Annotated in this window: 10 protein-coding genes; 5 read left to right on the top strand and 5 right to left on the bottom strand. The window is 68.7% G+C overall.

The window, feature by feature from the left end; all coding sequences use genetic code 11:
* Positions 1–2: 2 nt before the first annotated feature.
* The 4 genes from AC3WOE_RS15795 to mutL all read right to left on the bottom strand — a co-directional run bounded on the left by AC3WOE_RS15795 (position 3) and on the right by mutL (position 5,018).
* Positions 3–884, bottom strand: coding sequence for an SPFH domain-containing protein (locus AC3WOE_RS15795; RefSeq protein WP_492691710.1), 882 nt, complete (start codon positions 882–884; stop codon positions 3–5).
* Positions 885–963: 79 nt separating this feature from the next.
* Positions 964–1,893, bottom strand: coding sequence for a tRNA (adenosine(37)-N6)-dimethylallyltransferase MiaA (gene miaA / locus AC3WOE_RS15790; protein ID WP_492691709.1), 930 nt, complete (start codon positions 1,891–1,893; stop codon positions 964–966).
* Positions 1,878–3,146, bottom strand: coding sequence for a pseudouridine synthase (locus tag AC3WOE_RS15785; RefSeq protein WP_492691707.1), 1,269 nt, complete (start codon positions 3,144–3,146; stop codon positions 1,878–1,880). Before AC3WOE_RS15785 ends, miaA begins: the two co-directional genes overlap by 16 nt.
* A gap of 12 nt (positions 3,147–3,158) precedes the next feature.
* Positions 3,159–5,018 carry a DNA mismatch repair endonuclease MutL gene (gene mutL, locus AC3WOE_RS15780; protein ID WP_492691705.1) on the bottom strand — a complete coding sequence of 620 codons (1,860 nt, stop codon included), beginning with the start codon at positions 5,016–5,018 and terminating at the stop codon, positions 3,159–3,161.
* Positions 5,019–5,075: 57 nt separating this feature from the next.
* Between mutL and AC3WOE_RS15775 the strand changes: the two genes are divergently transcribed.
* The gene (locus AC3WOE_RS15775) at positions 5,076–5,723 is read left to right on the top strand and encodes a DedA family protein (protein ID WP_492691704.1); all 648 of its coding nucleotides are present in this window, start codon (positions 5,076–5,078) and stop codon (positions 5,721–5,723) included.
* A gap of 11 nt (positions 5,724–5,734) precedes the next feature.
* Here AC3WOE_RS15775 and AC3WOE_RS15770 read toward each other — a convergent pair whose 3' ends face one another.
* Positions 5,735–6,409, bottom strand: coding sequence for a glycosyltransferase (locus AC3WOE_RS15770; protein ID WP_492691702.1), 675 nt, complete (start codon positions 6,407–6,409; stop codon positions 5,735–5,737).
* 127 nt (positions 6,410–6,536) lie between these two features.
* Here AC3WOE_RS15770 and AC3WOE_RS15765 point away from each other — a divergent pair, with 127 nt between their 5' ends.
* From AC3WOE_RS15765 to AC3WOE_RS15750, 4 genes are all read left to right on the top strand, one after another.
* The gene (locus AC3WOE_RS15765) at positions 6,537–9,884 is read left to right on the top strand and encodes a S41 family peptidase (RefSeq protein WP_492691700.1); all 3,348 of its coding nucleotides are present in this window, start codon (positions 6,537–6,539) and stop codon (positions 9,882–9,884) included.
* Positions 9,884–11,227 (top strand): cache domain-containing protein, encoded by a 1,344-nt coding sequence (locus tag AC3WOE_RS15760; RefSeq protein ID WP_492691698.1) that lies wholly within the window; start codon positions 9,884–9,886, stop codon positions 11,225–11,227. The genes AC3WOE_RS15765 and AC3WOE_RS15760 overlap by 1 nt, the downstream gene beginning before the upstream one ends.
* A complete protein-coding gene (locus AC3WOE_RS15755; protein WP_492691697.1) occupies positions 11,224–11,862 on the top strand; it encodes a response regulator transcription factor in 639 nt (212 codons plus the stop codon). The genes AC3WOE_RS15760 and AC3WOE_RS15755 overlap by 4 nt, the downstream gene beginning before the upstream one ends.
* Before the next feature lie 191 nt (positions 11,863–12,053).
* Positions 12,054–13,943 (top strand): HAMP domain-containing protein (locus AC3WOE_RS15750; protein ID WP_492691696.1); only part of this gene is annotated, 1,890 nt, incomplete at its 3' end.

Raw genomic sequence — 13,943 nt, 5'->3', positions numbered from 1 at the left:
GATCAGGTGTACAGGGTGCCGGTGTTGACGACCGGTTGAGTTTCGCGGTCGGAACACAGCACGACCAGCAGATTGCTGACCATGGCCGCCTTGCGCTCGTCGTCGAGCACGACGATCTGGCGCTCGCTCAGGCCCTGGAGGGCCGTCTCGACCATGGTGACGGCGCCCTGCACGATCTTGGCGCGCGCGCCGATGATGGCCTCGGCCTGCTGGCGGCGCAGCATGACCTGGGCGATCTCGGGCGCATAGGCGAGGTGGCTGATCTTGGCGTCCAGCACGTCGACGCCGGCGTCGTGGAAGCGCGCCTGCAGTTCCTTGCGCAGGGCCTGGGCGACGGCGTCCTGGCCACCGCGCAGGGTCACGCTGTTGGTGTCGGCCTCGTCGGAGTGGTCATAGGCATAGCAGGTGGCCAGGTGGCGGATGGCGGCCTCGGCCTGCACTCGCACATAGGCTTCGTAGTCGTCGACCTGGAACAGGGCCTGGGCCGTGTCGCGCACCTGCCAGACGATGACGGCGGCGATCTCGATGGGGTTGCCACGCTGGTCGTTGACCTTGAGCACCGGCGCATTCAGGTTGCGGTCGCGCAGGGACACGCGCTTCTTGACCGACAGCGGGTTGGCCCAGCGCAGGCCGGCACCGCGGTCGCTGCCGGTGTAGGCGCCGAACAGCGTCAGCGCAGCGGCCTGGTTGGGGTTGAGCATGTACAGGCCCGCCATGACCAGCACACCCAGCACGCCCAGCGGCAGGCCCAGCACCGGCAGGCCGCGGCTCAGCGCGAGCCCGCCCATGGCGCCGAGGGCGAGGCCGACGGCGGCCATCACATAGCCGTTGCCGGCACGGGCGGGGCGTTCACTCAGAAGAGGGCGCGACGGGGAGGCGTTCATGGCTGAACCTGTCTCAAAAGTAAATCAAAGTGATATCACTTTAGCGAGGCTTTGGCCGATCCGCAAGCGGCTGTGAAAACTAACCGAGAAGGCGTTGCAGGCCGGCCAGCAACTCGGCGATGGGCTGGGCGCCGTCGCAGGCGATGACGCGGCGCTGGGGCATGCTGCGCAGCCAGGTGACCTGGCGCTTGGCCAGCTGGCGGGTGGCGGCGATGCCGCGGTCGCGCAGGTCGGCGAAGTCCTTGCTGTCGAGCGCCTCCCAGGCCTGGCGGTAGCCGACGCAGCGCATGGAGGGCAGGGCCAGGCTGAGGTCGCCACGGGCGCGCAGGGCCTTCACTTCTTCGACAAGGCCTTGCGCCAGCATGAGGTCGAAGCGCTGGGCCAGGCGCTCGTGCAGCCAGGCGCGGTCGGTGGGCTCGAGCGAGAACAGCGGCCAGTCGACCCCCTCGTCGCGTGAGGCGGCATGCAGGGCGCTCAAGGGCTGGCCGGTCAGTCGGATGACCTCGAGGGCGCGCTGGATGCGCTGGCTGTCGTTGGGGGCCAGGCGTGCGCCGGTCTCGGGATCGAGCTTGCTCAACTCGGCGTGCATGGCCGGCCAGCCGCGCTCGGCGGCTTCGGCGTCGATGGCGGCGCGCAGCTCGGCATCGGCCTGGGGCAGGGTCGACAGACCATCGAACAAGGCCTTGAAGTACAGCATGGTGCCGCCCACCAGCAGCGGCAGTCGGCCGCGCGCGCTGATTTCGGCGGCGAGCCGCTTGGCATCGCGCACGAACTCGGCGGCCGAATAACTCTCGGTCGGGTCGAGGATGTCGATGAGGTGGTGCGGCACCGCGGCCTGCTCGGCAGCGGTGGGCTTGGCCGTGCCGATGTCCATGCCGCGGTAGACCAGAGCCGAGTCGACGCTGATGATCTCGACCGGCAGCACCTCGGCAATCGCGAGGGCCGCCGCCGTCTTGCCGCAGCCGGTGGGGCCGGCCAGGCAGATCGGTGTGTTCAGAATTTCTCCCATGGAGCCAGATAGCGCCATTGACCGACGGGCAGGTGACCCAGCGGAATGCGGCCGATGCGCACGCGCTTCAGGCCGACGACCTTGAGGCCGACCAGCTCGCACATGCGGCGGATCTGGCGCTTCTTGCCCTCGCGCAGCACAAAGCGCAGTTGCTGCTCGTTCTGCCAGCTGACCTTGGCGGGCTTGAGCAGCTCGCCGTCGAGTTCGAGGCCATGGTTGAGCAGGGCCAGCTTGTTGTTCGACAGCGCTGCGTTGGGCAGCGTGCCTTCGGGCACCGGTTCGGCACCGGCCAAGCCGACGAACTCGACGCGGACGAGGTATTCCTTCTCGATGTCGGAGTCGTCACCGATCAGCACGCGGGCGATGCGCCCGTCCTGGGTCAGCACCAGCAAGCCGGTGGAGTCGATGTCCAGGCGGCCGGCGGGAGCCAGGTTGCGATGGTGGCCGGCGTTGGGCTTGATGCCGGACGGGTCTTCCTTCCAGCGGTTCTCGGGCTGGAACAGCACGACGGCCGGCTCGTAACCGTCCTCGGCCTGGCCGGAGACGTAGCCGATGGGCTTGTGCAGCAGCACGGTGACGAGCTCGGCCTGTTGCTGGCGGGCGGCGGGGTCGATGGTGATCTCGACGTCAGGGCCGACGCGCTGGCCCAGCACGGCCACCTTGCCGTTGACGCGCACCCAGCCGGCGGCGATCCATTCATCGGCCTCGCGGCGGGACGCGAGCTTCAACTCGCCCATGCGCTTGGACAGGCGCTCGCCATCTTCGGGCGCGACTTCACGGGCGGGGTTGTTGCGCTGCTGCGGCCGCTGCGGTGGCTCGAAGCCGGGGCCGCGGTTGGAGGAACGGCGCTGGTCGACGCGCGGTGGGCGGTCCGCCGGCGGGCGTTCATCGGGGCGCGAGCGAGGGCCCCGTTCGGCACGCTGTGGCGGCGCATCGTCCCGGTAGGGCGGGCGCGGGCCGCGTTCGGGCCGCTGCGGGGCGTCGCCGCGCGGCCCCTGCGGGCGCTCCGGCTTGAAGGCACTGCCGGTCTTGGGCCGTGCCGGGCGATCTTCTCGCATCGGAGCGGGCCGCTCACGCTTCTGCTGCGCCTTCTGGAACTGCTCTTCGCGCTCGGCGCGGTCGGCCTGGGCCTTGGCCAGCGTGGTGCGCGGCTTGGAGACGCCCTTGCCGCGCACCGGGGCGCGCTTCTCGCCCTCGGCATTGCGGGTCTTGGCGGCGGGCTTGGGTTTGCCCTTGAGGGTGATGGTGGCCATGTCGGTCTTCTTTCAGCGGCCGCGCAGGAACAGGGCGTCCAGCTCTTTCATGTCGAGCTGGCGCCAAGTCGGGCGGCCGTGGTTGCATTGGTCGGCGCGTTCGGTGGCTTCCATGTCGCGCAGCAGGGCGTTCATCTCGTCGAGGTTGAGCTGGCGGTTGGCGCGCACGGCGCCGTGGCAGGCCATGGTGGCGAGGATCTCGTGCTGGGCGCGCTCCAGCACCGAGCTGGCGTCGAACTGGGCCATCTCGGCCAGCAGCTCGCGGGTCAGCGCGACGAGGTCGCTGGCGGCCAGCAGGGCAGGGCGAGAGCGCACGGCGAGAGTCCGCGTCGACAGCGGCGACACGTCGAGGCCCAGCTGGCTCAGGGTCTCGGCATGCTGCTCGGCAGCGGCGACCTCCTCGGCCGTGGCGGCGAAGCTGACCGGGATCAGCAGCGGCTGGCTTTCTATGGTCGTCGAGCCCAGCTTGGCCTTGAGCCGCTCATAGACGACGCGCTCATGGGCGGCATGCATGTCGACGATGACCAGGCCCTGCCGGTTCTCGGCCAGGATGTAGACGCCCTGGATCTGCGCGATGGCGCGGCCCAGCGGCCAGTCTTCCTTCTTCGACAGCGCCGGCAGGTCGATCAGGGGGGCGGGACCGGTATCCGGCAGCGTGGTGGCGACGATGGGCTTGGGCGATTCCCACAGGGCCTCATGCTGCACCAGCGACAGGCGCACTTGCTCGGCCGTCGGCGGCACCGGGGGCGTGAAAGCCGGCTGGGCCTGGTAGCTCGGGCGCGGCTCGGCAACGAAGAGGGTGGCCGGCATGGTCGGCTCGAAGCCCAGCGGCGCCATGGCCGACTCGACGCCGGCGGCTTCCGCGCGGGACTGGGCCAGCGCATCGATGAAGGCGCGTCGCACCGACTGGTGGATAGCGCGACCGTCGCGGAAGCGCACCTCGATCTTGGTCGGGTGCACGTTGACGTCGACCAGCTCGGGCGCGATCTCGATGAACAGCACATAGCTGGGCTGGCGCTGGCCGTGCAGCACGTCCTCGTAGGCCGAGCGGATGGCGTGGCTGATCAGCTTGTCGCGCACATAGCGGCCGTTGACCCAGACATATTGCTGGTCGGCCCGCGAGCGTGCCGCTTCGGGCAGGCCGGCGCGGCCGGTCAGGGCCAGCGGCCCGGCGCTGTGCTCGAAGGGGCGGCTCTCGGCGATGAAGTCCTCGCCCAGCACGTCGGAGATGCGCTGCTCGCTGGAGGCGGCCCGCCACTGGTCGACCAGCTTGCCCTCGTGCCAGATGGCGAAGCCGACGTCGGGCCGGGCCAGCGCGTGGCGGCGCACGGCCTCCACGCAGTGCGCCAGCTCGGTGGCGTCGGTCTTGAGGAATTTGCGGCGGGCGGGCGTGGCGAAGAAGAGTTCGCGCACCTCGACGCTGGTGCCGCGCGAGCGGGCGGCGGCCGACAGCTCGCCGCTGCGGGCGTCCAGGCGATGCGCATGGGCCGCGTCGGCCGTGCGGCTGGCAATGGACATCTCCGACACCGAGGCGATGGCCGCCAGGGCCTCGCCGCGGAAACCCATGGTGGCGACCGATTCCAGCTCGTGCAGCGAGGCGATCTTGCTGGTGGCGTGGCGCTTGAGCGCCAGCGGCAGCTGGGCGACGGGGATGCCGCAGCCGTCGTCCTCGACGACGATGCCGCGCACGCCGCCGGCCATCAGCTTGACGAGGACATTGCGGGCGCCGGCGTCCAGCGCGTTGTCCACCAGCTCGCGCACCACCGAGGCCGGACGCTCGACGACCTCGCCGGCGGCAATCTGGCTGATCAGCTCGTCGGGCAGTTCGCGGATGACGCGGGGCGGGGCAAGGTCGGGCAGGGACAAATCCATCCTGCGGATTATCGCGGCGGGGCAGACGTCACAGAGTCGTCCGGATAATGCCGCGCCATGGACTTCCTGCCCTTCCTCCTCGACTTCATCCTGCACGTCGACCAGCACCTGGCCAACTTCGTCGCCAGCTACGGCGCCTGGGTCTATGCGCTGCTGTTCCTGATCATCTTCGTGGAGACGGGTGTCGTCGTCATGCCCTTCCTGCCGGGCGACTCGCTGCTCTTCGTCGTCGGCGCCATGTGCGGGGTCGGCCTGATGGACCTGGGCCTGTCCATGGCGTTGCTGACGGCGGCGGCCATCCTGGGCAACCAGAGCAACTACACCATCGGCCGCCATTTCGGGCCACGCGTCTTCCAGTGGGAAAACTCGCGCTTCTTCAACAAGGCGGCCTTCGACAAGGCCCATGCCTTCTACGAGAAGTACGGCGGCATCACCATCGTCGCCGCGCGCTTCATGCCTTTCCTGCGCACCTTCGCCCCCTTCGTGGCCGGCGTGGCGCAGATGACGCGGCGCAAGTTCACGATGTATGACGTCGGCGGCGGCACGCTGTGGGTCTGCGGCATCACGCTGGTCGGCTATGTCTTCGGCAACGTGCCCTGGGTCAAGACGAATCTGGACAAGATCATCTGGGCCATGATCCTCATCCCCGGCCTCATCGTCATTGGCGGCAGCCTGAAATCCAGGTTCAAGCGGTCGGCGGGCTGAGGGCACCGGCCTCAGTCACCCCATTTGGCGAGGTAGGCCTCGTAGTTGCGCTGCCATTCGGGCGAGCCGGCACGTCCGCTGCTCTGGTGGGTGATGGCGATGGGCCAGGTGGCCAGCCACAGCCCGGCCTGGCGGGCGCTGCGGCAGAAATCCATGTCGTAGAAGTGGAAGTCGAAGCGCTCGTCGAAGCGGACCTGCCTGTCCCTGAGCAGGTCGCGCCGCGTGGCGAGCAGCACGCCGTCCAGCAGTTCGCAGCTGGCCGGTACGGCGCCGAAATGCGCGACCTTGCCGCAGGCCTGCTGCCCATGGCAGACCGTGCCGCTGAGGTGCTCGGGGGCATCCCATTCGAAGCGCGGCGTGGGGAAGGCCCATGAGGGCTGCCCCGGCACGCGGCGGCGGTTGCCCGCCACGCCGATGACGTCGACCGCGTTCACGGCGGCCGACACATGCTCGAAGAAGAAATGGTCGTCCAGCCAGACGTCGTCGTGGATGAACACCAGGATGGGCTCGGCGTCGGTGGCGGCGATACGCTCGTTGTAGACCGCGGACAGGCTGCGGCGGTTCTCGAAGGCGATGCGCGGTTTCAGGCGTCGGTCGTGCGACAGGCGTCGCAGGGACTGGCCCAGTGCCGAGCGGGTCCAGAAGTCATCGGCAGCCAGGCGCGTTGCGCAAATCAGATCCATCATGCGTGTCGCGTACCCAGGGAAACCCGTCGTCGTCGGCGAAGCGGCGTAGTCTAGCGATGACCTTCGGGACCCTGGATCCGAGCCGATACAGTGCCGGCCTTCACATTTGTGCGAACGGAGTTCCCCGGTGAGCCATTTCCGCCCCGCCCTTGTCCTGGCCTGTGCCTGGGCCGCCGCCGCCACGGCGCAAGCCGAGCCGACGCTGATGCTGCGCCAGCCGGCCGTGTCCAGGGACCACCTGGCCTTCGTCTATGCCGGTGACCTCTGGCTGGCCGACCGCAGCGGCGGCAATGCGCGCCGCCTGACCAGCCACGCCGCCAGCGAGTTCGCGCCGCGCTTCTCGCCGGACGGCAAGAGCATCGCCTTCTCGGCCAGCTATGACGGCAACACCGACGTCTACGTGATCGGCCTGGACGGCGGCGCGCCCAAGCGCCTGACCTGGCATCCCAGCCCGGACGTCGTCAGCGGCTGGAGCCCTGACGGCAAGCGCGTGCTGTTCGCTTCGCCGCGCGAGGTGCTGAACAACCGCAGCAACCAGCTCTACGAGGTCAGCGTCGACGGCGGCTACGAGCGCCAGGTCATGAAGGCCGTGGCCTACGAAGGGGCCTGGTCGGCCGACGGCAAGCAGCTGGCCTTCCGGCCCTGGCGCGCCGCCTATGTGGCCGAATCCGGCTGGCGCCAGAGCCGCGGCGGCACGACGCCGCCGGTCTGGATCATGGACATGGCCAGCCAGAAGTGGCAGCAGATCCCCCACGTCAACGCCAGCGATTCCGCTCCCGTCTGGGCGGGCGGCGAGGTCGTCTTCATCTCCGACCGTGCCGACGGCGCGGCCAATCTCTTCGCCTTCAACCCGGCCACGCAGTCGCTGCGCCAACTGACCCATGAGACGCAGTGGGACGTGCGCAGCGTCGATGCCTTCGGCACGACCCTGGTCTACGAGTCGGGCGGTCGCCTCAAGCAGATCGAGCTGTCCGGTGGCGAGCCGCGCGCGCTCGACATCCAGCTGGCCAGCACCGCGCCCCAGGCCCGCACGCAATGGAAGGATGCCGGCAAGGCCATCACCTCGGCCCGCCTGTCGGCCACCGGCAAGCGCGCCGTCGTCAGCGCCCGCGGCGAAGTCTTCACGGTGCCGGTCAAGGACGGCAGCGTGCGCAACCTGACCGAGACGTCCGGCGTGCGCGAGAAGGATGCGGTCTGGAGCGCCGATGGCCAGCGCATCGCCTATCTCTCCGACGCACCCGGCATGCGCCATGAAGTGGTGCTGGTGGCCCAGAACGGGCTGGGGGCCAAGGAGCACTTCCTGCTGCCCAAGGAGGGTTACTTCACGCTGGCCGACTGGTCGCCTGACGGCAACCAGCTCATCCTGGTTGACAACCACCTCAACCTCTACCGCATGGGCCTGGCGGCAGGCCCGCAGCGCGGCCAGCTCGTCAAGATCGCGACCGACGTGCGTCGCGGCGGCATCGATGCGTCCATCTCGCCGGACAGCCGCTGGCTGGCCTTCACGAGCTCGGGCGACAACTTCTTCGGCCGCATCTGGCTGCACGACATGACGACGGGCCGCAACCACGCGGTCACCGACGGCCTGAGCCATGCCGGCAGCCCGACGTTCTCGGCCAAGGGCGACTACCTCTACTTCACCGCCTCCATCAACACCGGCCCGACGGCCGTCGGCCTGGACCTGTCGACCCAGGAGCGCCCGCGGCGCGCCGGGCTCTACGCCCTGGTGCTGGCCGCCGACGGCAAGTCGCCGCTGGCGCCCAAGGCCGGTGACGAGGACGGCAAGAAGGACGAGAAGAAGGACGAGGCCAAGAAGGACGACGGCAAGAAGGCCGATGCCAAGAAGGACGACAAGAAGGACGACAAGAAGGACGACAAGAAAGACGAGAAGAAGGCTGACCCGGTCAAGCCCATCAAGGTCGACCTCGAAGGCCTGGCCGATCGCGTCGTGGCCCTGCCGGTGGCCGAGCGCAACTACGACAGCCTGTCGGTGGCGTCAGATGGCGCCCTGTACTACCTGCAGCATCCCCAGCCGGGCGCCAGCAACGAGCCGCCCCAGGCCGAGCGCCGCGCGACGGCCGAGCTGTGGCGCTTCGACTTCGAGGAGCGCAAGCCCAAGCTGCTGCGTACCGGCATCGCCGACTACTCGCTCAGCGAAGACCACAAGAAGCTGCTGCTGACCGTGGCCGGCGGCAAGCTCGAAGTGGGCGATGCCAACGACAAGGGCGACAGCAAGCCGCTGGACACCTCCGGCTTGCGCACCCGTGTCGATCTCAAGGCCGAGTGGAAGCAGATCTTCGACGAGACCTGGTGGATGGAGAAGGACTTCTTCTACGACCCCGGCATGCATGGCCTGAACTGGCAGGCCGTCTACGACCGCTATCTGCCGCAGCTGGCCCATGTGCAGCGCCGCGAGGACCTCAACGACCTGCTGGTGCAGATGATTGCCGAGCTGCAGGTCGGCCACAACCGCACCGGCGGTGGCGACGTGCACCAGGAGGCTCCGGTGGCCGTCGGCCTGCTGGGCGCCGACTTCGCCATCGAGCAGGGGCGCTACAAGATCGCCAAGCTCTATGCCGGTGACCGCCTGAATCCCAATCTGCGCTCGCCGCTGAGCGTGCCGGGCCTGGGCGTGAAGGAGGGCGATTTCATCCTGGCCGTCAATGGCCATGAGCTGGAGGACAAGACCAACATCTTCGCGCTGCTGGAGAACATGGTCGGCAAGCAGGTGGTCCTCGCAGTGGCGCATGACGCTGCCGGCAAGGGCCGCCGCGACATCACCGTCGAGCCCATCGCCAACGAGGGCCTGCTGCGCCGCTGGGCGTGGATCGAGGGCAACCGGCTGAAGGTGCAGCAGAAGACCGGCGGCAAGGTTGCCTATGTCTACATGCCCGACACCGCCGGCCAGGGCTTCGAGCACTTCAACCGCATGTTCTTCGCCCAGGTGGACAAGCAGGCCCTGATCGTCGATGACCGCCGCAACGGCGGCGGCCAGGCGGCCAACTACGTGACCGAGCTGCTGGCCCGGCCCTATCTGGGCAGCTGGAAGGACCGCGACGGCCTGGTCTTCGACACGCCGGGCGGCGCCATCTACGGCCCCAAGGCCATGCTGATCGACCAGGACGCCGGCTCGGGCGGCGACTTCATGCCCTATGCCTTCAAGCGCGTGGGCTTAGGGCCGCTGATCGGCAAGCGCACCTGGGGCGGCCTGATCGGCATCTCGGTCAACCCGCCGCTGATCGACGGCGCTTTCGTGACCGTGCCTTACTTCCGCTTCTACACGCCGGAAGGCGAGTGGCGCATCGAGAACGAGGGCGTGTCGCCGGACATCGACGTCGAACTCGACCCCGCCGCCGTCAATCGCGGTGACGATACCCAGCTGGATGCGGCGATTGCCGACGTGCTGAAGCGCCTGGAGGCCTGGAAGCCCATCCAGCGCAAGGCCGCGCCGGCTGCGGCGACGCTGGGGCGCTGATGAAAGCCTGGGCGGCCCTGTCCCTGCGGGGCCGCCTTTTTCTTCTCGCGCTGCTGCCGCTGCTCGCCTCGCTGGCCCTGATCGCGCTGGCCGTGCGCCAGCAGGAAAGCGAGCTGGCGGCCCGTGAACACGCCCTGGTGCGCGCCAGCTATATGGACGCGCGGCGCACCGAGCTCAAACACTACGTCGACCTGGCCGTCAGCACCATCCAGCCCCTGCTCGGCCAGCCCGGCGGGCCCGAGAAGGCGCTGGCCATCCTGTCCTCGCTGGACTATGGCCGCGACGGCTATTTCTTCGTCTATTCGCTGGATGGCCGGGTGCTGATGCATTCGCGCCAGCCCGAGCTGATCGGCCAGAACCTCTGGGAGCTGCGCGACCCCCAGGGCCGGCCCACCATCCAGCAGCTGATCGCTCAGGCCAAGGCCGGCGGCGGCTATGTCGAATACCTGTGGCGCAAGCCCTCCAGCAGCCTGCTGGCACCCAAGCTGGGCTATGTCGTCGCCGTGCCGCAATGGGACTGGATGCTGGGTACGGGCCTGTATCTGGACGGCATCGAAGCCACCATGGCCGAACTGGAGCGCGGTGCGCGCCAGAACATCACGGCCACCATGCTGTGGGTGGGCGCCGTGGCCGTCTTCGGCGTGGCGCTGATCAGTGCCGGCGCTCTGGTGCTCAACCTCAGCGAGCACCGCAGCGCCGAGGCCAAGCTGCGCGCCTTGGCCAGACAGGTGGTGCAAAGCCAGGAGGACGAGCGCGCGCGGCTGGCCCGCGAGCTGCACGATGGCGTCAGCCAGGCCCTGGTGGCCACCAAGCTGTTGATCGAGTCGGCCCAGCACGAACCTCAAGGCGCGGCGCGGCTGCAGGAGCTGGCCCTGAAGCAGCTCAACGGCACGCTGGCCGAGGTCAGGCACATCTCCCATGCGCTGCGGCCCGCCTTGCTGGACACCCTGGGCCTGGCGGCGGCCCTGCAGCATCTGGCCGGCGAGTTCGACGCGGCCGGCGGCACGCATTTCCAGGCGACGGTGGAGGGCGAGGAGATCGACCCGCCCGAAGCCGTCAAGACGGCGCTGTTCCGCATTGCCCAGGAGGCGCTGAACAACGCGGCCCGGCATGCGCATGCGACGACGGTCGCCGTGGTGCTGCGCTTTGAGGACTGCGGCATCACGCTGGAGATCCATGATGACGGCCAGGGCTTCGATGCCGAGGCCGCCCAGGCCGTGGCCGACCAGGGCCTGGGCCTGCGCAGCATGCGCGAGCGCGCCGCGGCCCTGGGCGCGCGGCTCAGCCTGGTCACTTCGCCTGGACTCGGCAGCCGGCTCACGGTCAAACTGGCGGCTGCATGACGACGCCGCCTCCCATCCGCATCCTGCTTGTCGACGACCATCCCATGGTGCGCGAGGGCCTGGCCGTGCGCCTGGCCTCGGTGCCGCGCTTCGAGGTCGTCGGCGAGGCGGGTGGCCGCGCCGAGGCCCTGGAGCAGCTCGCACGCACTTCGCCCGATGTCGTGCTGATGGACGTGGGACTGAAGGACGGCAACGGCATTGCCCTGGGCGCCGAGATGCTGGCCGTGCGGCCGGCCGTCAAGCTGCTGATGTTCAGCATGTATGACAACCCCGAGTATGTGCAGCGCGCCCTGACCGCGGGTGCGCGCGGCTATGTGCTCAAGGATGCGCCGGCGACCGAGGTCGTGTCGGCCATCGACGCGGTGGCGGCGGGCGGCACCTTCCTGAGTGCGGCGGTGTCGGGCCGGCTGTTCCGCGGCCAAGCGCCCAAGCCGGTGCTGACGCCGCGCGAGAGCGAGATCCTGAGCCTGCTGGGGCAGGGCGCCTCGAGCAAGCAGATCGCGCGTGACCTGGATTTGTCGGTGCGCACCGTCGAGGCCCACCGCCAGAGCATCAAGCGCAAGCTGGAGCTGGACGGGCAGGCGGAGTTGATCCGCTATGCGGTCGAGCATGCGCGCGAAACCGGCGTGAAATGACTCGTGGCGCCAGGTGAAATGACTCGCGTGAAATGACTCGCGCGAGCCTGCACGGTCACGCCGGACAAGGGACTTGATCCCCCTAAGTTGGCATGCTAGAAGCGGGCATTTTTCGTCCGCCAAGCACCGGTTTGAAATGACCCGCGCGCTGGAGGCGAGACTCACTCCTAATGACAGGATCGGGCGGGCTCATGAGTGTCGACATCGCGCAGCAACCTCGCAAGAAGCGCGTCAGCGCCAAGGCCGCACCCGCGGTCGCGGCAAGCAATGGAACTGAAGCCGGGCCGGAGTTGAGCGGACCCCGCCAGCGCCAGGTGCTGGCGGCCTTGTCGGCCTTTCGCGACGGCGACTTCTCCGTCCGCCTGCCCAACGACTGGGATGGCATCGACGGCCAGATCGCCGCGGCCTTCAACCAGATCACGGCGCAGGAGGCGCGCATTGCCGCCGAGGTGGCGCGGCTGAGCGCAACCGTCGGCAAGGAAGGCCGGCTCAAGCACCGCATGTCGCTGCCGGGCTCCATCGGCGGCTGGGCCACCAAGGTCGAGTCCATCAACACCCTGCTGGACGACCTGGTGCGGCCGACGGCCGAGATCGCCCGCACCATCGGCGCCGTGGCCAAGGGCGACCTGAGCCAGTCCATGGAGCTCGAAGTCGATGGCCGTGAGCTGAAGGGCGAGTTCCTGCGCTCGGCCAAGCTGGTCAACACCATGATCGACCAGCTGTCGGTATTCACGAGTGAAGTGACCCGCGTCGCGCGCGAAGTGGGTACCGAAGGCAAGCTCGGCGGCCAGGCCCAGGTCAAGGGTGTGTCGGGCGTGTGGAAGGACCTGACCGACTCCGTCAACCAGATGGCCGGCAACCTGACGGCCCAGGTGCGCAACATCGCCGACGTGACCATCGCGGTGGCCAATGGCGACCTGTCCAAGAAGATCACCGTGGACGTGCGCGGCGAAATCCTGCAGCTCAAGGAAGCCACCAACACCATGGTGGACCAGTTGCGGTCGTTCGCGTCGGAAGTGACGCGCGTGGCCCGCGAGGTGGGCACGGACGGGCGCCTGGGCGGCCAGGCCGTCGTGCCCGGCGTGGCCGGCACCTGGAAGGACCTGACCGACTCGGTCAACGCCATGGCCACCAATCTGACGGCCCAGGTGCGCAATATCGCCACCGTCACGACGGCCGTGGCGCGCGGCGACCTGAGCCGCAAGATCACCGTGGACGTGAAGGGCGAGATCCTGGAGCTCAAGGAAACCATCAACACCATGGTGGACCAGCTCAACGGCTTCTCTTCCGAAGTGACGCGCGTGGCCCGGGAGGTGGGCACCGAGGGCAAGCTCGGCGGGCAGGCGCAGGTGAAGGGCGTGTCCGGCACCTGGAAGGACCTGACCGACAACGTCAACTCCATGGCGTCCAACCTGACCGGTCAGGTGCGCAACATCGCCGACGTGGCCACGGCCGTGGCCAACGGCGACCTGTCCAAGAAGATCACCGTGGAAGTGAAGGGAGAGATTCTTGCCCTGAAGAACACCATGAACACCATGGTGGACCAGCTCAACGGCTTCGCCGGCGAGGTGAGTCGCGTGGCCCGCGAGGTGGGCACCGACGGCAAGCTCGGCGGCCAGGCCCAGGTGCCCGGCGTGGCCGGCACCTGGAAGGACCTGACGGACAACGTCAACTTCATGGCGTCGAACCTGACCGGCCAGGTGCGCAACATTGCTGAAGTGACCACCGCCGTGGCCAACGGCGACCTGTCCAAGAAGATCACCGTCGACGTGCGCGGCGAGATCCTGGAGCTGAAGAACACCATCAACACCATGGTGGACCAGCTCAACGGCTTCGCTTCGGAAGTGACCCGCGTGGCCCGCGAGGTCGGCACCGACGGCAAGCTCGGCGGCCAGGCCCAGGGCCGCGGCGTGGCCGGCATCTGGAAGGATCTGACCGACTCCGTCAACGCGATGGCGACCAATCTCACGGCCCAGGTGCGCAACATCGCCGACGTGACGACGGCCGTGGCCAACGGCGACCTGTCCAAGAAGATCACCGTCGACGTGCGCGGCGAGATCCTGGAGCTGAAGAACACCATC

It is taken from the genome of Roseateles sp. FW305-36, from assembly GCF_058787015.1.
This window is presented reverse-complemented; position numbering and strand designations above follow the sequence as displayed.

Bases quoted from the DNA above. Each gene is read 5' to 3' on its own strand.
- AC3WOE_RS15795 (WP_492691710.1), bottom strand. From the start codon at position 884: ATGAACGCCTCCCCGTCGCGCCCTCTTCTGAGTGAACGCCCCGCCCGT.
- miaA (WP_492691709.1), bottom strand. From the start codon at position 1,893: ATGGGAGAAATTCTGAACACACCGATCTGCCTGGCCGGCCCCACCGGC.
- AC3WOE_RS15785 (WP_492691707.1), bottom strand. From the start codon at position 3,146: ATGGCCACCATCACCCTCAAGGGCAAACCCAAGCCCGCCGCCAAGACC.
- mutL (WP_492691705.1), bottom strand. From the start codon at position 5,018: ATGGATTTGTCCCTGCCCGACCTTGCCCCGCCCCGCGTCATCCGCGAA.
- AC3WOE_RS15775 (WP_492691704.1), top strand. From the start codon at position 5,076: ATGGACTTCCTGCCCTTCCTCCTCGACTTCATCCTGCACGTCGACCAG.
- AC3WOE_RS15770 (WP_492691702.1), bottom strand. From the start codon at position 6,409: ATGATGGATCTGATTTGCGCAACGCGCCTGGCTGCCGATGACTTCTGG.
- AC3WOE_RS15760 (WP_492691698.1), top strand. From the start codon at position 9,884: ATGAAAGCCTGGGCGGCCCTGTCCCTGCGGGGCCGCCTTTTTCTTCTC.
- AC3WOE_RS15755 (WP_492691697.1), top strand. From the start codon at position 11,224: ATGACGACGCCGCCTCCCATCCGCATCCTGCTTGTCGACGACCATCCC.